Origin of the sequence: Streptomyces boninensis, from assembly GCF_048572725.1 — a bacterium.
In the GTDB taxonomy this organism is placed as follows: Bacteria; Actinomycetota; Actinomycetes; order Streptomycetales; family Streptomycetaceae; genus Streptomyces; species Streptomyces boninensis.
Window position 1 is genome coordinate 6790386 of the sequence record NZ_CP183837.1, and the last position, 20212, is coordinate 6810597.

Annotated in this window: 18 protein-coding genes; 16 read left to right on the forward strand and 2 right to left on the reverse strand. The window is 70.6% G+C overall.

What is annotated here, in order from left to right:
- The first annotated feature begins 64 nt into the window (after positions 1 to 64).
- The 7 genes from ACNNMR_RS31145 (at position 65) to ACNNMR_RS31175 (ending at position 7864) form a co-directional block, all read left to right on the forward strand.
- Positions 65 to 1837, forward strand: a complete 1773-nt coding sequence (locus ACNNMR_RS31145) for an ABC transporter substrate-binding protein (protein ID WP_419998015.1) — start codon at positions 65 to 67, stop codon at positions 1835 to 1837.
- A gap of 110 nt (positions 1838 to 1947) precedes the next feature.
- Positions 1948 to 2949, forward strand: a complete 1002-nt coding sequence (locus ACNNMR_RS31150) for an ABC transporter permease (protein ID WP_419998016.1) — start codon at positions 1948 to 1950, stop codon at positions 2947 to 2949.
- Positions 2946 to 4055: an ABC transporter ATP-binding protein gene (locus ACNNMR_RS31155; RefSeq protein ID WP_419998017.1), complete on the forward strand. Its 1110-nt coding sequence runs from the start codon at positions 2946 to 2948 to the stop codon at positions 4053 to 4055. The genes ACNNMR_RS31150 and ACNNMR_RS31155 overlap by 4 nt, the downstream gene beginning before the upstream one ends.
- Before the next feature lie 14 nt (positions 4056 to 4069).
- Positions 4070 to 5170, forward strand: a complete 1101-nt coding sequence (locus tag ACNNMR_RS31160) for an ABC transporter ATP-binding protein (RefSeq protein WP_419998018.1) — start codon at positions 4070 to 4072, stop codon at positions 5168 to 5170.
- 69 nt (positions 5171 to 5239) lie between these two features.
- Positions 5240 to 5911: a trimeric intracellular cation channel family protein gene (locus ACNNMR_RS31165; RefSeq protein ID WP_419998019.1), complete on the forward strand. Its 672-nt coding sequence runs from the start codon at positions 5240 to 5242 to the stop codon at positions 5909 to 5911.
- Between the two features lie 135 nt (positions 5912 to 6046).
- Positions 6047 to 7228 (forward strand): cysteine desulfurase family protein, encoded by a 1182-nt coding sequence (locus ACNNMR_RS31170; RefSeq protein ID WP_419998020.1) that lies wholly within the window; start codon positions 6047 to 6049, stop codon positions 7226 to 7228.
- A gap of 54 nt (positions 7229 to 7282) precedes the next feature.
- On the forward strand, positions 7283 to 7864 hold the full coding sequence (locus tag ACNNMR_RS31175; protein WP_419998021.1) for a Uma2 family endonuclease: 582 nt from the start codon (positions 7283 to 7285) through the stop codon (positions 7862 to 7864).
- A 3-nt stretch (positions 7865 to 7867) separates the two neighbouring features.
- On the opposite strand, the gene ACNNMR_RS31180 is transcribed toward ACNNMR_RS31175, so the two are convergent.
- On the reverse strand, positions 7868 to 8797 hold the full coding sequence (locus ACNNMR_RS31180) for a hypothetical protein (protein WP_419998022.1): 930 nt from the start codon (positions 8795 to 8797) through the stop codon (positions 7868 to 7870).
- A 135-nt stretch (positions 8798 to 8932) separates the two neighbouring features.
- On the opposite strand from ACNNMR_RS31180, the gene ACNNMR_RS31185 reads away from it, so the two are divergent.
- From ACNNMR_RS31185 to ACNNMR_RS31200, 4 genes are all read left to right on the forward strand, one after another.
- A complete protein-coding gene (locus ACNNMR_RS31185) occupies positions 8933 to 9598 on the forward strand; it encodes an N-acetylmuramoyl-L-alanine amidase (protein WP_419998023.1) in 666 nt (221 codons plus the stop codon).
- A gap of 5 nt (positions 9599 to 9603) precedes the next feature.
- Positions 9604 to 10764, forward strand: a complete 1161-nt coding sequence (mnmA, locus tag ACNNMR_RS31190; protein WP_419998024.1) for a tRNA 2-thiouridine(34) synthase MnmA — start codon at positions 9604 to 9606, stop codon at positions 10762 to 10764.
- 37 nt (positions 10765 to 10801) lie between these two features.
- The gene (locus tag ACNNMR_RS31195) at positions 10802 to 11503 is read left to right on the forward strand and encodes a glycoside hydrolase family 75 protein (RefSeq protein ID WP_419998025.1); all 702 of its coding nucleotides are present in this window, start codon (positions 10802 to 10804) and stop codon (positions 11501 to 11503) included.
- Positions 11504 to 11569: 66 nt separating this feature from the next.
- Complete coding sequence (locus tag ACNNMR_RS31200) at positions 11570 to 12103, forward strand: GyrI-like domain-containing protein (protein ID WP_419998026.1); 534 nt, start codon at positions 11570 to 11572, stop codon at positions 12101 to 12103.
- Here ACNNMR_RS31200 and ACNNMR_RS31205 read toward each other — a convergent pair.
- The gene (locus tag ACNNMR_RS31205) at positions 12079 to 12405 is read right to left on the reverse strand and encodes a DUF427 domain-containing protein (RefSeq protein WP_419998027.1); all 327 of its coding nucleotides are present in this window, start codon (positions 12403 to 12405) and stop codon (positions 12079 to 12081) included. The genes ACNNMR_RS31200 and ACNNMR_RS31205 overlap by 25 nt on opposite strands.
- A gap of 53 nt (positions 12406 to 12458) precedes the next feature.
- On the opposite strand from ACNNMR_RS31205, the gene ACNNMR_RS31210 reads away from it, so the two are divergent.
- From ACNNMR_RS31210 to ACNNMR_RS31230, 5 genes are all read left to right on the forward strand, one after another.
- A complete protein-coding gene (locus ACNNMR_RS31210; protein ID WP_419998028.1) occupies positions 12459 to 12983 on the forward strand; it encodes a TIGR00730 family Rossman fold protein in 525 nt (174 codons plus the stop codon).
- Between the two features lie 30 nt (positions 12984 to 13013).
- Positions 13014 to 13703 (forward strand): SDR family oxidoreductase, encoded by a 690-nt coding sequence (locus tag ACNNMR_RS31215; RefSeq protein WP_419998029.1) that lies wholly within the window; start codon positions 13014 to 13016, stop codon positions 13701 to 13703.
- Positions 13704 to 13725: 22 nt separating this feature from the next.
- Entirely contained in the window at positions 13726 to 14763 is a 1038-nt protein-coding gene (locus ACNNMR_RS31220; protein ID WP_419998030.1) for a methionine synthase, read from the forward strand.
- A gap of 16 nt (positions 14764 to 14779) precedes the next feature.
- Complete coding sequence (gene ligA, locus ACNNMR_RS31225; protein ID WP_419998031.1) at positions 14780 to 17020, forward strand: NAD-dependent DNA ligase LigA; 2241 nt, start codon at positions 14780 to 14782, stop codon at positions 17018 to 17020.
- Positions 17021 to 17150: 130 nt separating this feature from the next.
- Complete coding sequence (locus ACNNMR_RS31230; RefSeq protein WP_419998032.1) at positions 17151 to 19352, forward strand: putative bifunctional diguanylate cyclase/phosphodiesterase; 2202 nt, start codon at positions 17151 to 17153, stop codon at positions 19350 to 19352.
- Positions 19353 to 20212 lie beyond the last annotated feature (860 nt).

Sequence of the window (20212 nt, forward strand, 5' to 3'; positions counted from 1 at the left end):
GCTCTGCCCCATGGTCCTCCGGCAGCAAGGCCAAGGACCGCGATTCTCGGAGGATGCGAGAAGTATGCCTAGAGGTTTCCGAAACCGACGGCTCACGGCGGCCGCGGCCCTCGTGGCCGCGTCGGCGCTGACCGTCACCGCCTGCGGTGGCGGCGACGACGGCGGCGATGGTGAGTCCAAGGGCGCCGGCTACAACGCCGCCATAGGCAAGTACGCCAACAAGTCGACCAAAAAGGGCGGCACGCTCCGCATGGTCGCCAAGCAGGACCTGGACAGCGCCGACCCGCAGCGCGCGTACTTCGGTATGGCGTGGGACTTCATGCGCTTCTACACCCGCACCCTGGTGACGGCCAAGAGCGAGCCGGGTTCGCCGGGCAGCGACCTGGTCCCCGACATGGCCACCGACATGGCCAAGATCACCAATGGCGGCAAGACCTACACGTACAAGCTTCGTGACGGTCTTACCTGGGAAGACGGCTCGGAGGTGACCTCCGAGCACATCAAGTACGGCATCGAGCGCATCTGGGCCGACGACGTCATCACCGGTGGCCCGGTGTACCTGAAGCAGGTCCTCGACCCCAAGGGCGAGTACAAGGGCCCGTACAGGGACAAGGACCCGAAGAAGCTGGGTCTGAAGGCCATCGAGACGCCGGACCCGAAGACCATCATCTTCAACCTGCCGGCGCCGAACAGCGACTTCGAGCAGATGCTCGCCATGCCCTCGGGCACGCCGGTGAAGCCGGAGGCGGACACCAAGGAGAAGTACACCACCAAGCCGCTGTCCAACGGCCCGTACAAGTTCCAGTCGCACCGGGCGAACAAGTCCATCGTGCTGGTCCGGAACAAGGCCTGGAAGAAGTCCTCGGACGAGGTTCGCCCCGCGCTGCCGGACAAGATCACGGTCGCGATCAACAAGAACCTCGAAGAGAACGACAAGCGCCTGATGGCCGGCGACTACGACGTCGACCTCAACGGCACCGGCATGACGCAGTCGGGCCGGACCACCGCCATCCAGGACCACCGCGACAGCGTCGACAACATGCAGACGCCGTTCGTCCGCTACGTGGCCCTGATCACCAAGGCCAAGCCGTTCGACAACGTCAACTGCCGCAAGGCCGTCTTCTACGCGACCGACTTCGCGAGCCTGCAGCAGACCCGCGGTGGCGAGGTCGCGGCCGGCAAGATCGCGAACAACCCCTTCCCGAAGGCCGTTCCGGGTCACGACTCCAAGTACGACCCGTACGGCATCCTCGAGCGCAAGGGCAAGCCGGACGTGGCCAAGGCCAAGGCCGAGCTGAAGAAGTGCGGCAAGCCGAGCGGCTTCAAGACCGTGCTGACCGCGCGCAGCGACCAGCCGGGTGAGGAAGACGCCGCCGAGGCGCTGCAGGAGCAGCTGGGCAAGGTCGGCATCAACATCACCATCGACACCTTCTCCGGCGCCGACGCCTCGACCATCTCCGGCGACCTGAAGAAGGTCAAGGACCGCAAGTACGGCATGACCATGAGCGGCTGGGGCCCGGACTTCAACTCCGGTCAGGGCTTCGGGCAGCCGCTGTGGGACAGCCGCTTCATCCTGAAGACCGGTAACTACAACGAGTCGCAGATCGACGACCCCAAGATCGACAAGATGTTCGATGACGCGCTGAAGACCACGGACAAGGCCGAGGCCAAGCAGATCTACACGGACATGGGTCACAAGATCATCGACGACGCCTACTGGATGCCCTTCATCTACGAGGCCAACATCACCTGGCGCGGGTCGAACCTGACCAACGTCTACTCGTCGCCTGCCTTCAGCGGTCGCTTCGACTACGTCAAGCTCGGCGTAAAGAAGTAGCAGCGAACAACTCTCCGCCGATATCCACCAGTCCGAAGGGCAGGTGATGGTCCCGGCCGGCGGCCGGCCCCCCGTAACCCGGGGGTCCGGCCGCCCGGGGGCCGCGCACAGTGCTTGCTTACCTCATCCGGCGCCTGAGCGCCGTCATTGTGATGGTGCTGATCGTCCTGCTGACGACGTTCGCCATCTTCTTCCTGCTGCCGAAGTGGTCCGGGCAGGACGTTGCCACGCTCTTCGCGGGCAAGTCCACATCGCCGGAGCAGCTCGCGGGTATCCGCGTCAAGCTCGGGCTCGACGACCCGCTGCTCGTGCAGTTCTGGGAGTTCGTCAAGGCGATCCCCATGGGCCGGGACTACGTATCCGGCGGCAGCGTGACCCACTGTCCCGCGCCGTGCCTCGGCTACTCGTTCCGTACCGAGGCGCCGGTCTGGGACACGCTGACCAGCGCGCTGCCGGTGACCCTGGCGCTCGCCGCCGGGGCCTGCGTCCTGTGGCTGGTCGGCGGCGTGGCCGTCGGTGTCATCTCGGCGCTGAAGCGGGGCACCATCTGGGACCGCTCCGCGATGATCACCGCGCTCTCCGGCGTCTCGATGCCGATCTTCTTCACCGGCATGGTGATGATGGGCATCTTCGTGCACAGCCTCGGACTGCTCACCCTCGACGACGAGTTGACGGGTGACGATTCCATCGGTGTGTGGATCGAGACGCTGATCCTGCCGTGGATCGCGCTGGCCTTCCTGCAGGCGGCGATGTACGCCCGGCTCACCAGAGCCACCATGCTCGAGGTGATGGGCGAGGACTACATCCGCACCGCCCGCGCCAAGGGCCTCGGCGAGAAGGCCGTCATCACCCGGCACGCGCTGCGTTCCACGATGACGCCGATCCTCACCGTCTTCGGCCTGGACCTGGGTGTGCTGATGGGTGGCGCCATCCTGACCGAGTCGACCTTCGGCCTGAAGGGCGTCGGCTTCGAGGCGGTCAACGCCGTCGAGGCGAAGGACCTCCCGGTGATCCTGGGGGTCACCCTGATCATGTCGCTGGCCATCGCTCTCGCGAACCTCGTCGTCGACCTGATGTACGCAGTCATCGACCCCCGAGTGAGGCTGGGATGAGCGAGCAGATCAACACCGGGACCGCCGTGGGCGAGCCCGTCGCGGCCGGATCCCCGCCGCCCACCTCCTTCCTGGAGGTACGCGACCTCAAGGTGCACTTCCCGACCGACGACGGCCTGGTGAAGTCCGTCGACGGGCTCAGCTTCTCGCTGGAGAAGGGCAAGACCCTCGGCATCGTCGGCGAGTCGGGCTCCGGGAAGTCCGTCACCTCGCTCGGCATCATGGGCCTGCACACCGTCGGCCAGTACACCAAGAAGCGGGCGCAGATCTCCGGCGAGATCTGGCTGGACGGCGAGGAGCTGCTGTCCGCCCCGCGGGACAAGGTGCGCAAGCTGCGCGGCCGCGAGATGGCGATGATCTTCCAGGATCCGCTGTCCGCGCTGCACCCGTACTACACGATCGGCAAGCAGATCGTGGAGGCGTACCGGGTCCACCACGACGTCGACAAGAAGACCGCCAAGAAGCGGGCCGTCGAGATGCTCGACCGGGTCGGCATCCCGCAGCCCGACAAGCGGGTGGACAGCTACCCGCACGAGTTCTCCGGCGGCATGCGGCAGCGCGCGATGATCGCGATGTCGCTGGTCAACAACCCCGAACTGCTGATCGCCGACGAGCCGACGACGGCCCTCGACGTCACCGTGCAGGCGCAGATCCTCGACCTGATCCGGGATCTGCAGAAGGAGTTCGGCTCCGCGGTCGTCATCATCACCCACGACCTGGGCGTGGTGGCCGAGCTGGCCGACTCCATCGTGGTCATGTACGGCGGCCGGTGCGTGGAACGCGGCCCGGCGGAAAAGGTGTTCACCCAGCCGCAGCACCCGTACACCTGGGGCCTGCTCGGCTCCATGCCGCGCATCGACCGCGACCAGACCGAGCGGCTCAACCCGGTCAAGGGCTCGCCGCCCAGCCTCATCAACATCCCGAGCGGCTGCGCCTTCCACCCCCGCTGCCCGTACGCCGACCTGCCGAAGGACAACGTGACGCGCACGGTGCGGCCGGAGCTGGCCGTGGTCGGCAGCGAGTCGGACCAGCACTTCTCCGCCTGCCACCTCTCGCCCGAGCAGCGGGAGCGGCTGTGGACCGAAGAGATCGAGCCGAAGCTGTGAGCGAGGCGAAGAACGTGAGCATTCCCGCGCAGAAGCCGGCCGAGGACGCCGTACCGGCCACCGCCGCGAACGGCGAGACCCTGCTGAAGGTCACCGGCCTGCAGAAGCACTTCCCGATCCGCAAGGGCCTGCTCAAGCGGCAGGTCGGCGCGGTGCGGGCGGTGGACGGCATCGACTTCGAGGTACGGGCCGGGGAAACCCTCGGCGTCGTCGGCGAGTCGGGCTGCGGCAAGTCGACCATGGGCCGGCTGGTCACCCGGCTGCTGGAGCCGACCGCGGGCACGGTGGAGTTCGAGGGCCGGGACATCACGCACCTGGGCGTACGCGGCATGCGGCCGCTGCGCCGCGACGTGCAGATGATCTTCCAGGACCCGTACTCCTCGCTGAACCCGCGGCACACGGTCGGCACCATCGTCGGTGCCCCGTTCAAGCTGCAGGGCGTCAAGCCCGAGGGCGGGGTGAAGAAGGAGGTCCAGCGGCTGCTGGAGACCGTGGGCCTCAACCCCGAGCACTACAACCGCTATCCGCACGAGTTCTCCGGCGGCCAGCGGCAGCGCATCGGCATCGCGCGGGCGCTGGCGCTCAAGCCGCGGATGATCGTCGCGGACGAGCCGGTGTCGGCGCTGGATGTGTCCATCCAGGCGCAGGTGGTGAACCTGCTGGATGACCTGCAGACCGAGTTCGGCCTGACGTACGTGATCATCGCCCATGACTTGAGCGTGGTACGGCACGTATCCGACCGGATCGCGGTGATGTACCTCGGCAAGATCGTCGAGCTGGCGGACCGGAAGTCGCTGTACGAGGCGCCGATGCACCCGTACACCAAGGCGCTCATGTCCGCCGTGCCGATCCCGGACGTCAAGCGGCGCCAGCAGCGGGAGCGGATCTTCCTCAAGGGCGATGTGCCCTCGCCGATCTCGCCGCCGTCCGGCTGCCGCTTCCACACCCGGTGCTGGAAGGCCACGCAGGTGTGCACGAAGGTCGAGCCGCCGCTGCTGCAGCTGGGCCCTGGGCAGCAGGTGGCGTGCCACCACCCGGAGAACGCCCCCGACCAGCAGCCTGAGGACGCCTCGCTCGCGGGGGCGGCTGAGGTGGTCAAGAAGGGCGCGGCGTAGGCACTGGCCCGGGCGTGATTGGCCCGGGCGTCCGCAGCCGCGGACACGCGACCGTGTAGAACGGTGCGCGTGTCCGCGGATCTGTTTTCCCCTTCCTTGCAGCACTGGCTCGACCTGGCCGGCATCTTCGTCTTCGCGATTTCCGGCGCCTTGCTCGGCGTCCGCAAGAACTTCGACGTCTTCGGCATGGCCGTGCTCGCCCTCGTCACCGGCCTCGGCGGCGGCCTCTTCCGCGACCTGGTGATCGGCGCGGTGCCGCCGGCGGCCTTCGCCGATCTCGGGTATTTCCTGACGCCGCTGGTGGCGACGCTGATCGTCTTCTTCCTCCATCCGGAGGTGGAGCGGATCAACCGGGCGGTGGGCGTCTTCGACGCGGCGGGGCTGGGCCTTTTCTGCGTGGCGGGGACGGCGAAGGCGTACGAATACGGCCTGGGGATGACGGCGTCGGCGGCGCTGGGTGTGGCCACGGCGGCGGGCGGCGGCGTACTCCGCGACATGCTCGCGGGCGAGGTCCCGGCGCTGCTCCGCTGGGACCGCGAGATCTACGCGGTGCCGGCGCTGCTGGGCGCGACGCTGACGGCGCTGCTGCTGAAGGCGGACGAGCTGTCGCCTGCGGCGGGCGCGGCGGCGGCTGCGCTGGCGTTTACGGTGCGGCTGCTGGCGATGCGCTTCGGGTGGCGGGCTCCGCGGGCTTGGCAGCGGCGGAGCGGGAGAACGGATTCAAGCCCGTCCGGCGTTTGAGGACGAGGCGCGTCAGCGCCGATACGGGGTCCGGGGCGTAGCCCCGTGGCAGCGACCCGGTGCCCGGCCGCGGAGCCCCGTGGCAGCGACCCGGTGCGACCAGGCGGCCCCCCGTTCGCCGTAGAATCGTCATCCGTGTCCTCTACCGAGCCCCCGGTCTACCTCGACCACGCCGCCACCACCCCCATGCTCCCGGAAGCGGTGCGTGAGCTCACCAGACAGCTGGGCACGACCGGCAATGCGTCCTCCCTGCACAGCGCCGGCCGCCAGGCCCGCCGCACCGTGGAGGAAGCTCGCGAGCGCCTCGCCGGCGCCTTCGGCGCCCGGCCAAGCGAGGTCGTCTTCACCGGCGGCGGGACCGAGTCGGACAACCTCGCGGTCAAGGGCCTGTACTGGGCCCGCCGCGCAGCTGACCCACGCCGCAACCGGGTCATCGCCAGCCCCGTAGAACACCACGCCGTCCTCGACGCCGTGCACTGGCTCGCCGACCACGAGGGCGCCCGCGTCGACTGGCTGCCGGTCGACGCGTACGGACGCGTCCACCCCGAGGCGCTCGCCGAGGCCATCGGCCACGACCCCGGCGACGTCGCCCTCGTCACCGTCATGTGGGCGAACAACGAGATCGGCACCGTCCTCCCCCTCGCCGACCTCGCCGCCGTCGCCGCCGAGCACGACGTGCCCCTGCACACCGACGCCGTGCAGGCCGCCGGCCAGGTCGAGGTCGACTTCGCCGCCGCCGGCCCCGCCGCCCTCACCCTCTCCGGGCACAAGCTCGGCGGCCCGTACGGAATCGGCGCCCTGCTCCTCGGCCGCGACCAGACCCCCGTACCGCTGCTGCACGGCGGCGGCCAGGAGCGCGACGTGCGCTCCGGCACCCTGGACGTCCCCGCCATCGCGTCCTTCGCCGTCGCCGCGGAGCTGGCGGTGGCGCGCCGCGAGGAGTTCGCCCGCGAGGTCGGCAAGCTGCGCGACGCGCTCATCGCGGCGGTACGGGCCGCCGTGCCCGACGCCGTCCTGGGCGGCGACCCGGTGGACCGGCTCCCGGCGAACGCGCACTTCGCCTTCCCCGGCTGCGAGGGCGACTCGCTGCTGCTGCTCCTGGACGCCGCGGGCATCCAGTGCTCGACGGGATCCGCCTGCACCGCGGGCGTCGCCCAGCCCAGCCACGTGGTGCTGGCCACGGGCGCCGACCCGGAGCTGGCCCGCGGCACGCTGCGCTTCTCCCTCGGCCACACCTCGACCCAGGCGGACGTCGACGCCCTGGCCGCCGCCATCGGCCCGGCGGTGGAGCGGGCGCGGGCGGCGGGGCTGTCGTAACCCGGGCGGGTGACGGCCGGGCACCTTGTCGTACCTGGTCCGTAGACTGGGCGTATGACCAGCGTCACAGAGGAGTACGACCGGCTGCGCAAGGCCGCGGAGGCGTTGCCGCCGATGCCGCCGCTCACGTATCCGGAGATCAGCCGGGGGGAACTGCACATGATGATGTCGCCGTCCGGGCGTCATGAGTGGACGGCGCGGCTCATCCGCCGGCAGCTCGACGAGCAGATGCCCGAAGGGCTCGTGGCCGAGACCGGCGGTGATGTCGAGGACCGCCGACTCGGGATACTGCGTCGGCCGGACGTACTCGTCACCGCCCCCGAAGCCTTCGACACCGACGGCCCTCTCACGGCCCGCGACATCATCATGGCGATCGAAGTGGTCTCCCCCTCCAACCCCGGCAACGACTACGACGAGAAGGTCCACGAATACCCCGCGATGGGCATCACGCATTACGTGATCGTCGACCCCCGCGAGGGCAAGGTGACGCACTACTGGTCGCCTGTCGGCACCGAGGTCGAGGAGGCGTCGTACGAGAACGTCACCCGGCATCGATTCGGCGCCGTGGTGCAGCTTGGGGACTGGACGCTCGACACCTCCGAGCTCCCGCGTTACGGCACAGGCGCGGGCGGCTAGGGCCTAGCCCACCACCCGCTCCAGCACCGCCTGGAACTCCTCGCCCACCGTCACCCGCAGCTCGTCGTCCTCCACGCTGCTCAGCTGCGTCAGCTGCCCGGCCCGCCACCAGTACACGCACGGGCTCAGCGGCCCGACCGAGTCCATGTGCCCGGCGACCGCGAAGCGCGCCAGGGTGTTCAGCGCCGGCACCACGTTCTGGTCGCGGATCGGGTGGAAGGCCAGCTGGTGGCGGTGCGGGAGCACCACCAGCGCGCCGTCCGGGCTCAGCGCCCGGCCAGTGAGCTTCTCGGTCAGCTCGTCGAGGAGGAGGACGAAGCTCGTGGTGTAGAGCGACTCGCCCATGACCACGTCGATGTCGCCGCCGTCCTCGCGCTCGATGTGGTCGTACTCCAGGTGCGACAGCTGCCGCAGGTTGTCCAGGGCCTGTGCCGTGAGCTCGGGGAGGGTGCCGTACTTGTCGAGGGTCTGGCGCGGCAGCAGCGCGACCCGGTCCGGGTAGTCGAGCGCGAGGCCCTCGCGGAGGCCGGGGGCCAGGACTCGCCCGTAGTCGAAGATCTCCGCGCTGGAGCTCTCGGTGAGCACCCGCGGGTAGAGGCGGGCGCGGAAGTCCTCGGGGGGCAGGTCGTTGGGCTCGGGGGCCTGCAGGCCGCGCAGCATGATGTCGACGTGGCGGTGGATGAGGCCGGGCCAGGCGGCCTGGCCGCGGTCGTCGTTGTGGCAGACGGCGGCGATGTTGCCGAGGCCGAACTGCCGGCCGGAGTCGTCCCGTACCACCGCGGAAGGCACCGTCACCTCGACGCCGCGCTCGGCGAAGGCGTTGCGCACCTCGGTACGGAAGAGGGCGCCCTCGGCCTCGGAGAAGAAGGTGAAGTCGGGGTCGCGCGGCTCCTCGGGCCCGTCGCGCCGCGGCTTCCGCCGGAAAATGCCCATGATCGATCCCCGTCCTGCTGCTGCCAGGACGGCCGAGCCTAACGCGGAGCGTGCGGCCGTGGCCCACGATTTCGACCCCGAGGCGTGGCGGCCCGCCGGAACCAGATCCCCGCCCCCCGCGTTCTCACCTCACGTATGGACGACAACCCCGGGCCCGAGGCCCCAGCCCCCCGTACCGGGATAAGCCGGCGCAAGCTGCTCATCGGCGGCGCGGCCGTCGTCGGCGCCGGCGGCCTTGCCGTCGCCGGGCAGGACACCCTCGCCCGCTGGTGGTGGCGCACCCCAGGCGTCGACAAGCCGCGTAAGCCCGGCGAGCTCGACTACCACCGCGCCCGCTGGACCGCCGCCGACCAGGCGAACTGGCGCCGCGCGGACCGCCCCGCCGACTACCGCATAGACCGCGTGATCATCCACGTCACCCAGGGCGGCTACGCCACCACCCTCAAGGTCTTCCGCGACCCGGCCCACCGCGCCGCCACCCACTACGTCGTCCGCGCCCAGGACGGCCACATCGAGCAGATGGTGCGCGAGCTGGATGTGGCGTACCACGCGGGAAACCGGGAGTACAACGAGCGGTCGATCGGGATCGAGCACGAGGGCTGGGTCGACCGCCCCGAGTCCTTCACGGACGCGATGTACCAGTCCTCGGCCCGCCTGACCGCCGACATCTGCCGCCGCCACGACATCCCCGTCGACCGCAAACACATCATCGGCCACCACGAAGTCCCCGGTGCCGACCACACCGACCCGGGCCCGCACTGGGACTGGAACAGGTACATGGAGCAGGTGCGTACCCTGTAAGAGCCATGACTGACGCCAGCAGCCCCAAGACCAGCCCCCGCCTCAAGGTCCTCGCCGCCATGTCCGGCGGTGTCGACTCCGCCGTCGCCGCCGCCCGGGCCGCCGAGGCCGGGCATGACGTGACCGGTGTGCATCTGGCGCTGTCGAAGAATCCGAAGTCGTTCCGGACCGGTGCCCGCGGCTGCTGCACCATCGAGGACAGTCATGACGCGCGGCGGGCCGCCGATGTGATCGGCATCCCGTTCTACGTCTGGGACCTCGCCGAGCGCTTCCGTGAGGACGTCGTCGAGGACTTCTTCGCCGAGTACGCCGCCGGGCGGACCCCGAACCCCTGCCTGCGCTGCAACGAGAAGATCAAGTTCGCGGCGCTGCTCGACAAGGCCCTCGCCCTCGGCTTCGACGCGGTCGCCACCGGCCACTACGCCAAGGTGCTCCGCGGCGCGGACGGCGCGCTCGAGCTGCACCGGGCCGCCGACATGGCGAAGGACCAGTCGTACGTCCTCGGCGTCCTGGACGACCGCCAGCTCGCGCACGCGATGTTCCCGCTCGGCGACACCGAGACGACCAAGGAGCAGATCCGCGCCGAGGCGGCGGAGCGCGGACTCTTCGTGGCGAAGAAGCCGGACAGCCACGACATCTGCTTCATCGCCGACGGCGACACCCAGGGCTTCCTCGCCAAGCGCCTCGGCTCCGCCGAGGGCGACATCGTCGACGAGAGCGGCGCGAAGCTGGGCACCCACCCGGGCGCCCACGGCTTCACCATCGGCCAGCGCAAGGGCCTCAAGATCGGCCACCCGGCCCCCGACGGCAAGCCGCGCTATGTCCTGGACATCTCCCCGGTCGACAACACCGTCACGGTCGGCCCGGCGGAGGCCCTGGACGTGACCGCCCTGACCGCGATCAAGCCGCGCTGGTGCGGCACGGCGCCGCAGGGCCCGGGCACGTACACGGCGCAGCTGCGCGCGCACGGCGGCGAGACGCCGGTGACGGCGGAGCTGCGCGCGGACGAGCTGCACGTGGACTTCGCCGAGCCGGTACGGGGCGTCGCCCCCGGCCAGGCGATCGTCCTGTACGACGACACCCGCGTGGTCGGCTCCGCGACTATCGCGGCGACCACGCGGCGTGCCGGGGTTGACGAGGGCATGTCCTCCGCGACAGCTTCTTAGGGCAGCTCTCCACCCCCCACATAACCGGAGACTCCCCATGCGACGTCGCCGTCGCCCCATGGCGCTCGCGGCCGCCCTCGCGACCCTGTTCCTGCTGCCCGCCGCCGGGCATGCGACGACGCCCGTGCGGGCGCATACGGCGGCGGAAGGCGACGTCCGGGCCGCCGACCTGCTGGCTGCCATCGGCGGCGGCTGCGCCGACCAGCTCTCCCGCGGCAAATACCGCACCGACGACGGGACTTCCGCCGACATCCCCGTATGCGGCAAACAGGGCGCCGTCTACTGGCACGCCGACATGGACATCGACTGCGACGGGCAGCCCACCGGCCGCTGCAACAAGAAGACCGACCGCTGGTTCCAGCCGGAGACCGCCTTCCAGCAGTCGGACGGGCGGCATCTGAACTCGGCGGCCCTGCCCTTCATCGTCGTACCCCTGCCGAGCCGGATCTGGGACCACCGCGGCGCGGGCGTCGGCGGCGGGACCATCGCGGCGGTGATCCACAAGGACGAGGTCCAGTACGCGGTGGTCGGCGACCAGGGCCCGAAGGAGATCATCGGCGAGGCGTCGTACGCGAGCGCGGCCGGCCTCGGGATCGCCCCCGACCCGACGACGGGCGGGGTGGACTCGGGGGTGACGTATCTGCTCTTCCCGGGCTCCGCCGCGCACCCGATCGAGGACCACGGGGCGGCGGTGGCGGAGGGGGAGGCGCTGGCGAAGCGTTTCCTGGCGGAGAACTGACCTGCGCTGATGCGGGGCCCCGAGGAAGCCGCGATGAATTAGCGGCCCGGCGCCGGTCTACCCGGCATGGACCCGTATCTGATGGAAGAACCGGCGGTCGTGGTGCACGGCGAGCAGCCGTACGCGGGGACCGCCCGCAGCGTCACCATGGCCACGATGCACGAGGTCGCCGACCGCGTGCCCTGGCTCATCGGCCGGCTCGCGGAGCGCGGCATCGAGCCGGCCGGGCCGCCGTTCCTCCGCTACAACGTCATCGACATGGAGAACCTGCTCCACGTGGAGGCCGGGGTGCCGGTGGCGGCATCCGCGGCCGCCGCGCTGCCGCAGGACGACGGAATCTTCGCGGGCGTGCTGCCGGGCGGCCGCTACCTGACCGCCGTCTGCGCGGGCATCCCGGAGGTCGAGGTGACCAGGAAGTTCCTGGACTGGGCCGGCGCGCACGACCTGGAGTGGGACGTGGAGGCGTCCCCGGCCGGCGCCCGGTGGGGCTGCCGGCTGGAGCGCTTCCTGACGAACCCGGCGGAGGAGCCGGACCCGGAGAAGTGGCGGACGGAGCTCGCCTTCCGGCTGAGCGACTATTCCACGACCTCGGCGTCGTAGAAGCAGAAGTGGTCCTTGATCGCGGCCACTTCGGGCTTGGGATCCGGATACGCCCAGACGATGTCCGCGGCTCCGGCCGCCGACCAGTACGACGCGTCGCCCTTGAACGGACAGTGGGTGGTGGTCTCGGTCGGCGTCAGCAGCTCGGTGCGGACGTCTTCGTGCGGGAGGTAGTAGCGGGGCGGATAGCCGGTCTCGCGGAGCACGAGCGGGCGGCGGCTGTCGGCGAGGATCTGGCCGTCGCGGACGGCGCGGATGTGTTCGGTGCCGGGTTCGACGGTGATGACGTGTCCTTTGGTCATGCTTGGGAAAGCAACCGGATCCGGTGGCTTCTTCCCGGCGTACGGTGTCAGCCATGAACATTTGCGTCTTCCTCAGCGCCGCGAACCTCTCCGACACCTACACCACCCCCGCCCGCGAGTTCGCCGAGCTGCTCGGCAAGCGCGGGCATGCGCTGGTGTGGGGCGGGTCCGATGTCGGGCTGATGAAGGTGGTCGCGGACGGAGTGCAGGAGGCGGGCGGGCGGCTGGTCGGGGTCTCGGTGACCTTCCTCGCCGACAAGGCGCGCACCGGCTGCGACGAGATGATCGTCGCCAAGGACCTCGCGGAGCGGAAGGCCGAGCTGCTGGCGCGCGCCGATGCGGTGGTCATCATGGTCGGCGGTACGGGCACCCTCGACGAGGCCACCGAAATCCTGGAGCTGAAGAAGCACGGCCTGCACACGAAGCCGGTGGTGCTGCTCAACACGGCGGGCTTCTACGACGGCCTGAAGCAGCAGTTCCAGCGGATGGAGGCCGAGGGCTTCCTGCCGGTGCCGCTGGACGGCCTGGTCTACTTCGCGGACGAGCCGGCGGCGGCGCTGGCGTACCTGGAGCAGTAGCCGCGCGGCGGCGGTGAGAGGATCGGCCGTATGGCTACCCATCTGATCACCGGCGCCGGCTCCGGCATCGGCGCCGCCCTCACCCGGCGCCTCCTCGACCGCGGCGACGACCTGTGGCTGCTGGCCCGTAACGCCGGTCGGGCGAAGGAGCTCGCGGACCGCTTTCCCGGCGCGAAGACGCTGGTCGGTGACCTGGGGGAGCCCGAGCGGCTGTCGTGGGCCTTCGGCCACCAGGAGCTGCCGCAGGAGCTGGACTCGGTGCTGCAGGTGGCGGGCGTCGTGGAGCTGGGCCCGGTGGGCGAGCTCACGCCGAAGGTGTGGGCGGAGACCCTCGCCGCGAACCTTTCCGGCCCGGCCGAGCTGACCCGCCTGCTGCTGCCGCAGCTGCGGCAGGCGCGCGGCACGGTCATCTTCGTCAACTCCGGCGCGGGGCTGGCGGCGCATGCCCAGTGGAGCGCGTATGCGGCGAGCAAGCACGGACTGAAGGCGCTGGCGGACTCCCTGCGCTGGGAGGAGAAGCCGAATGGCGTGCGGGTGACGACGGTTTATCCCGGGCGTACGGCCACGCCGATGCAGGAGAAGGTGCACCGGCAGGAGGGGAAGGATTACGACGCCGGGAAGTGGATCGATCCGGAGTCGGTGGTCAAGGCGATGCTGATGGTGCTGGATCTGCCGCGGGATGCGGAGATCACGGATCTGCAGGTGCGGCCTGGAGGCTGAGTAGCCTCGTAGGCTTCCTGGCGTGAGTGAGACTGTGAAGTTTGCCTGGGGGCCGGCTGCTGCGACCGGGGTCGGGTCCATGCCCGGTGGGGATGCGCGGGAGGCCGCGCGGGTGGTGACCGGGGAGGTCGGGGAGTTTCCCTTTCTGGCTGAGCTGCCTGCGCGTGGGCCCGGGGCCGACATGATCGGGCGGACGGCGGGTCTCCTCGTCGATGTGTACGCGCATGTGGAGCCCAGCGGGTGGCGGATCAGCGACCGGCCGGGACGCGACACCAAGCGGGCTCGCGCCTGGCTCGGGGAGGATCTCGATGCTCTCGAGGAGTTCACGCAGGGGTACGAGGGGCCGCTGAAGGTGCAGGCCGTCGGGCCGTGGACGCTTGCCGCCGCCCTTGAGACGCGCAATGGGGAGGCGGCGCTCCGGGACCCGGGGGCCTGCCGGGACCTGGCGGCTTCCCTTGCGGAGGGGCTCCGTCATCACCTCGCCGACGTACGGCGCCGGGTCCCGGGTGCGGAGGTCGTGCTGCAGCTGGACGAGCCGTCGGTGACGGCGGTGCTGACCGGGCAGGTCAAAACCGCCAGCGGCTATCGGACGTATCGTGCCGTGGACCGGGCGATCGTCGAGTCCACCCTGCGGGACGTGCTGGACGCCAATGGCGGCGGACCGACCGTCGTGCACTCCTGCGCCCCCGACGTCCCCATCGCCCTGCTCCGCCGGGCCGGGGCGCACGCCGTCTCGCTCGACTTCGGGCTGCTCACCGAGCGTCAGGACGACGTGATCGGGGAAGCCGTCGAGGGCGGCACCGCGCTCCTCGCCGGGCTGGTACCCGGCACCCCCCATTTCAAGAGCGGCGCGGACACGGGCGCATTGTCAGACCCTGCCGGTAGCGTCGGGGGTGTCAGGTCGTTGTGGCGCAGGCTGGGGCTCGATCCCGGCTCCCTCGCGGAGTCGGTGGTGATCACTCCGGCCTGTGGTCTCGCCGGAGCGTCGCCCGCCTATGCGCAGGCGGCGCTGGCCCACTGCGTCCGCGGGGCGAGGTCGCTGGCAAGCGACCCTGAGTGACTACGGGAGGCACTCCTTGAGCACGGAGCGTACGGACAGCGCGGCGCGCGAGCAGCACCGGAAGCTGGCCGAGCAGATCGAGGAGCACCGCTTTCGGTATTACGTGACGACGCCCGTCGTCAGCGACGCCGAGTTCGACAAGCTGCTGCGCCAGCTGGAAGGCATCGAGGAGAAGCACCCCGAGCTGCGCACACCCGACTCGCCGACCCAGAAGGTCGCGGGGGCGTATGAGACGGAGTTCACCTCCGTAGAGCATCTGCAGCGGATGCTGTCGCTCGACAATGCCTTCACCGATGAGGAGCTCGATGCCTGGTCGGAGCGAGTGGAGAAGGATCTCGAGGGGATCCCGCACCACTTCCTCTGCGAGCTCAAGGTCGACGGGCTCGCCGTCAATCTGACGTACGAGGGCGGGCGGCTCGTCCGCGGCGCCACCCGCGGGGACGGGCGCCAGGGCGAGGACATCACGCCCAATGTGCGTACGATCACGGGCATTCCGCACCGCCTCAAGGGCAAGAACATCCCGGATGTCGTGGAGATCCGCGGCGAGGTGTATTTCACCCTGGAGGACTTCGAGAAGCTCAATGCCGATCTGGTCGAGGCCGGCAAGCCGGCCTTCGCCAATCCGCGCAATTCCGCGGCCGGATCGCTGCGGCAGAAGGACCCGAAGGTGACCGCGACCCGCGCGCTGCACATGGTGGTGCACGGCATCGGACACATCGAGGGGGTCCGCTTCGACCGGCTGTCGGAGGCGTATGACCTGCTGAAGGAGTGGGGGCTGCCCACGTCCAAGTACGCGAAGGTCGTCGACGACATCCCCGCCGTCCGCGAGATCATCGCGTATTACGGCGAGCACCGGCACGACGTCGAGCACGAGATCGACGGCATCGTCGTGAAGCTGGACGAGATCCCGCTCCAGGGGCGACTGGGGTCCACTTCCCGGGCGCCGCGGTGGGCCATCGCCTGGAAGTACCCGCCCGAGGAGGTCAATACCAAGCTGGTCGACATTCGGGTCGGCGTTGGGCGTACGGGACGGGTGACGCCGTATGCCGTCGTCGAGCCGGTGCTGGTGGCGGGGAGCGAGGTCGAGTTCGCCACGCTGCACAACCAGGATGTGGTGAAGGAGAAGGGCGTCCTGATCGGGGACACCGTGGCGCTGCGGAAGGCCGGGGACGTCATCCCGGAGATTCTTGGGCCGGTGGCGGACCTCCGGGACGGCAGCGAGCGGGAGTTCGTGATGCCCGCCGAGTGTCCCGAGTGCGGCACCAAGCTGCGGCCGATGAAGGAGGGCGACGTCGATCTGCGCTGCCCCAATGCGCGGTCGTGCCCGGCGCAGTTGCGGGAGCGGCTGTTCTATCTGGCCGGGCGCAAGTGCCTGGACATCGAGAACTTCGGCTATGTCGCCGCCACCGCGCTCACCCAGCCGCTGGAGCCGGCCGAGCCGCCGCTGAAGGACGAGGGCGGCCTCTTCGACCTCAAGGAGGACGAGCTCCTTCCCATCAAGTCCTATGTCCTCGACCCGGACACCGGGCTGCCCAAGCGCGACCCGAAGACCGGCGAGCCCAAGGTGGTCACCTTCTTCGCCAACCAGAAGGGCGAGGCGAAGAAGAACACCGGGCTGATGCTGAAGCACATCGAGGAGGCGAAGGAGCGGCCCCTCGACCGGGTCATCACCGGCCTCTCCATCCGCCATGTGGGGCCGGTGGCGGCGCAGGCGCTGGCGCGGGAGTTCCGGTCGCTGGACCGGATCATGGAGGCGAGCGAGGAGGAGCTGGCGGCGACCGAGGGCGTCGGGCCGACCATCGCGGCGTCGCTGAAGGACTGGTTCGCGGTGGACTGGCATCGCGAGATCGTGGAGCGGTGGCGGGCCGCGGGGGTCACGATGGAGGCCGAATCCAGCGGATCGGAAGGTCCGCGTCCGCTGGAAGGTCTCACCGTCGTCGTAACGGGAACACTTAATTCACATACGCGCGACGGCGCGAAGGAAGCTTTGCAGCACCTCGGCGCCAAGGTCACGGGGTCGGTGTCCAAGAAGACCGGATTCGTGGTCGTTGGCGAGAACCCGGGGTCGAAGCACGACAAGGCGGTTCAGCTGAAGGTTCCAGTGCTGGACGAGGCCGGTTTTGCCGTACTGCTGGAAGAGGGACCGGAAGCCGCGCGCCTGATCGCGGCGACGGGTGACGACGGTGCTGCCAATCCCCGGGGGGCGACCCCCCGGACCCCCACGGACTCGGCCGGGCCGGACACCGGCTCCGAGTGAGACACGACTAGGACGAGAAGGAGTTATCGGGCGACCGAGGCCGATCGCCGCCCGCCCGGGCCCTCCGCGGCCTACTGTTGACTCCAGTGGTGTGCGCGCAGGCGCACACCTGCCGGTGAGAGGGACGGGGATGCCGCAGTCGCCCGGGGTTCGCCCCCCGGACCCCCGCGCGGGGGCCGAAGGCGCCGAACGGGCGTCCCGGCTGCGCGGATTCCTGCCCGGCTCCGCCGCCGTCACCGCCCTCCTCCCGGTGCTGGTGCAGATCGCGGCGGGCCTGACCCTCGCCGCCGGACTCTACGGGGCACTCACCGGAGACCGCGCCCTCTTCCCCCGATCCACCGTCGGCTGGTCGCTCGCGGTGCTCACGGCGATCATCGTCGGGCACCTGGTGGCGATGGGCCGCGACCGCTGGTGGGGCGGCACCGGATCCGGGTCCGCGCTCACCCTGGCGGTGCTGCTGCTGTACGGCTGGCTGCCGGCGATGTTCATCAGCCTCGTGGTGGTGGTGCTGGTCGGCGCCGCCCGCCGGCACCGCTGGCGACAGGCGCTGCTGCACGGCGCCGTCGATGTGCTCGGCGTCGCCTGCGCCGCCCTCGTGCTGCGCGCCTTCGGCGTGCACCCGTCGGTCGCCAACCCGTGGCAGCCGAAGACCTGGGATGCCTACGTACTCCCCGAGCTGATCACGGTCGCGGCCGCGTATCTGCTGGTCACGCGGGTGGTGCTCTGGTACGGATCGGCGCCCCAGCACGCCGGCCTCCCGGCCCGCAGCGCGCTTGCGCGCACGGCGCTGATCCGGCAGGGCTTGGTCGGCGTCGCGCTGCTGGGCATCTCGCCGCTGATCGTGGTCGTCGCCGTCCATATGCCGGTGCTGCTGCCGCTGTTCGCCGTGCCGCTGATCGCCCTCGACTCCACGCTGTGGATCGCCCGGGCGCGGGCCGAGGAGCAGCTGCAGGACCCGCTCACCGGGCTGCCCAACCGGCAGTGGCTGCTGGAGCGCACGTGGTCGGCGCTGGACGAGGCGGAGCGCACCGGCGAGCGGGCGGCGCTGGTGCTGATCGACCTGGACCGCTTCCGTGCCGTAAACGACACTCTTGGCCACCTGGCGGGCGACCGGCTGCTGCTGCAGATAGCGGAGCGGCTGCGGCTCGCGCTGCCGCGCGGGGCCGAGGCGGCGCGGCTGGGCGGCGACGAGTTCGCGGTGCTGCTGCCGACCGTCGACTCCACGACGTCCGCGCAGCGGGTGGCCCGGACGCTTGTCGCCGCACTCGGCTCGCCGCTCGATCTGGACGGGCTGACGCTGGTACTGGAGGCCAGTGCCGGCGTCGCCGTCTTCCCGGAGCATGCGCTGGAGACCGAGGGGCTGCTGCGGCGCGCGGACGTCGCCATGTACCAGGCCAAGCGGGACCGCAGCGGCGTCGAGGTCTACGAGGCCCGGCGCGACGGCAACACCCCGGACCGGCTCGGGCTGCTCGGCGACCTGCGGCGGGCGCTGCAGTCGCACGAGGTGGAGCTGCACTACCAGCCGAAGGTCGGCTTCGACGGCGAGGTCGTGGGCCTCGAGGCGCTCGTGCGGTGGGAGCACCCGGAGCGGGGGCGGGTGAGCCCGGAGGAGTTCATCGCCATCGCGGAGACGTCGGGGCTGATGCCGCTGCTCACCGAGTACGTACTGGAGACGGCGCTGGAGCAGGTGGCGACGTGGCGGTCCGAAGGCCTGCGGGTGCCGGTCGCCGTGAATGTCTCTCCGCGTGACGTGCACACGCCTGGTTTCGCGGGGGCGGTCGCGGCGCGGCTGGCGCGCCACGGGGTGCCGCCGGGGGCGCTGCAGCTGGAGATAACGGAACATGTGCTGCTTGAGGACCCGCAGCGGGCGGCGGATACCTTGGCGGGGCTCACCGGCCATGGTGTGAAGATGTCGCTCGACGACTTCGGTACGGGCTATTCGTCGCTGGTGCATCTGCGGCGGCTGCCGGTGAGTGAGCTGAAGATCGACCGGTCGTTTGTGGCGCGGCTGGCGATCGACAATGAGGATGCGGAGATCGTGCGCTGCACGGTCGACTTGGCGCATTCGCTGGGTCTGCGGGTCGTCGCCGAGGGCGTCGAGGATGACGAGACCTGGGAGCGGCTGCGGGACATGCGCTGCGATGCGGTGCAGGGGTGGCTGGTCGCGGCTGCGATGCCGCCGGACGAGACGACGGCTTGGCTGCGGGCGCGCGGCGATGCGCGTGGCGCGCGGGGCCCGCTGGAGTTGCCGGCGGCGGCCTCGGGGTCCGAGGCGGAGGCCGAGTCCGAGACGGAGGCCGAGGCGACGGCGGAGGAGCGGGCGATCAAGTAGGGCGGGTTGCGTGTGCGCTGCGCGTTGTTCCCCGGCGCTGCTCCCACCCACCCACCCGCAGCTGCGTGCGACAGGGAGGCCGCCACGCACCACCTCGCCCGCCGCCGCTTGCGCCCGCCTGCTCGTGCTCGCCTGCCTGTGTGCCCGCCCACCCGCCCGTTGCTGTGTGCGACAGGGAGGCCGCCACGCACCGCCTCGTCCGCCGTCGCTTGCGCCCGCCTGCTCGTGCTCGCCTGCCTGTGTGCCCGCCCACCCGCCCGTTGCTGTGAGCGGTAGGGGAAGTCAGCGGGCACCGCCTCGCCCGCCGGCCTCGCCCGTCCGCTCGCCCGCCATCGCCTTCCTCCCCACCAGCCTCGTCTGTCACCCACCCCGGGATCCGTCGGCCGGCAGTCACACGTGCCCCCGCCCCCACTCCTTCCGCAGCCAGCCTCCCGTTTCCGGCGCCGGCATCGGGCGTCACCCGGCGGCGCTGCCGTCACCATCCGATGCCAGGCCGTCCGTCGCGTCGTGGGGCGGGTGGGTCGGTATCGGATGGTGATGGCAGCGTTGCCGGGTCTCGTGTGGTCTCGGTGCGAGTGGGATGGCTGGCTGCGGGAGGAGTGGGGGCGGGGGCGGGTTTGGGCTGCCGCGCGCTGGCGGGGAGGTGGGTGAGGGCGAGGGGAGGCGAAGGCGAGCGGGCGCGGGTGGGTGGGCGACGGGGCAGGTGAGGGTGAGTGAGGTGGTGCGCGGTGGTTCCCCTGCCGCACACAGCAACGGGCGGGCGGGTGGGCGGGCGCAGCCCGGTTCGTAGGGCCGGCCGGGAAGCCCGAGGTCAGCGCAAGCAGCAAAGGGCCCACCCTCCCCGGCAGGGGAATCCGTTT

What these genes read in the sequence shown, in the direction of transcription:
- ACNNMR_RS31195 (WP_419998025.1), top strand. Translation starts at nt 10,802, where the DNA reads ATGCGACGTCGCCGTCGCCCCATGGCGCTCGCGGCCGCCCTCGCGACC.
- ACNNMR_RS31215 (WP_419998029.1), top strand. Translation starts at nt 13,014, where the DNA reads ATGGCTACCCATCTGATCACCGGCGCCGGCTCCGGCATCGGCGCCGCC.
- ACNNMR_RS31180 (WP_419998022.1), bottom strand. Translation starts at nt 8,797, where the DNA reads ATGGGCATTTTCCGGCGGAAGCCGCGGCGCGACGGGCCCGAGGAGCCG.
- ACNNMR_RS31175 (WP_419998021.1), top strand. Translation starts at nt 7,283, where the DNA reads ATGACCAGCGTCACAGAGGAGTACGACCGGCTGCGCAAGGCCGCGGAG.
- mnmA (WP_419998024.1), top strand. Translation starts at nt 9,604, where the DNA reads ATGACTGACGCCAGCAGCCCCAAGACCAGCCCCCGCCTCAAGGTCCTC.
- ACNNMR_RS31205 (WP_419998027.1), bottom strand. Translation starts at nt 12,405, where the DNA reads ATGACCAAAGGACACGTCATCACCGTCGAACCCGGCACCGAACACATC.
- ACNNMR_RS31210 (WP_419998028.1), top strand. Translation starts at nt 12,459, where the DNA reads ATGAACATTTGCGTCTTCCTCAGCGCCGCGAACCTCTCCGACACCTAC.
- ACNNMR_RS31200 (WP_419998026.1), top strand. Translation starts at nt 11,570, where the DNA reads ATGGACCCGTATCTGATGGAAGAACCGGCGGTCGTGGTGCACGGCGAG.
- ACNNMR_RS31145 (WP_419998015.1), top strand. Translation starts at nt 65, where the DNA reads ATGCCTAGAGGTTTCCGAAACCGACGGCTCACGGCGGCCGCGGCCCTC.
- ACNNMR_RS31230 (WP_419998032.1), top strand. Translation starts at nt 17,151, where the DNA reads ATGCCGCAGTCGCCCGGGGTTCGCCCCCCGGACCCCCGCGCGGGGGCC.
- ACNNMR_RS31185 (WP_419998023.1), top strand. Translation starts at nt 8,933, where the DNA reads ATGGACGACAACCCCGGGCCCGAGGCCCCAGCCCCCCGTACCGGGATA.
- ACNNMR_RS31155 (WP_419998017.1), top strand. Translation starts at nt 2,946, where the DNA reads ATGAGCGAGCAGATCAACACCGGGACCGCCGTGGGCGAGCCCGTCGCG.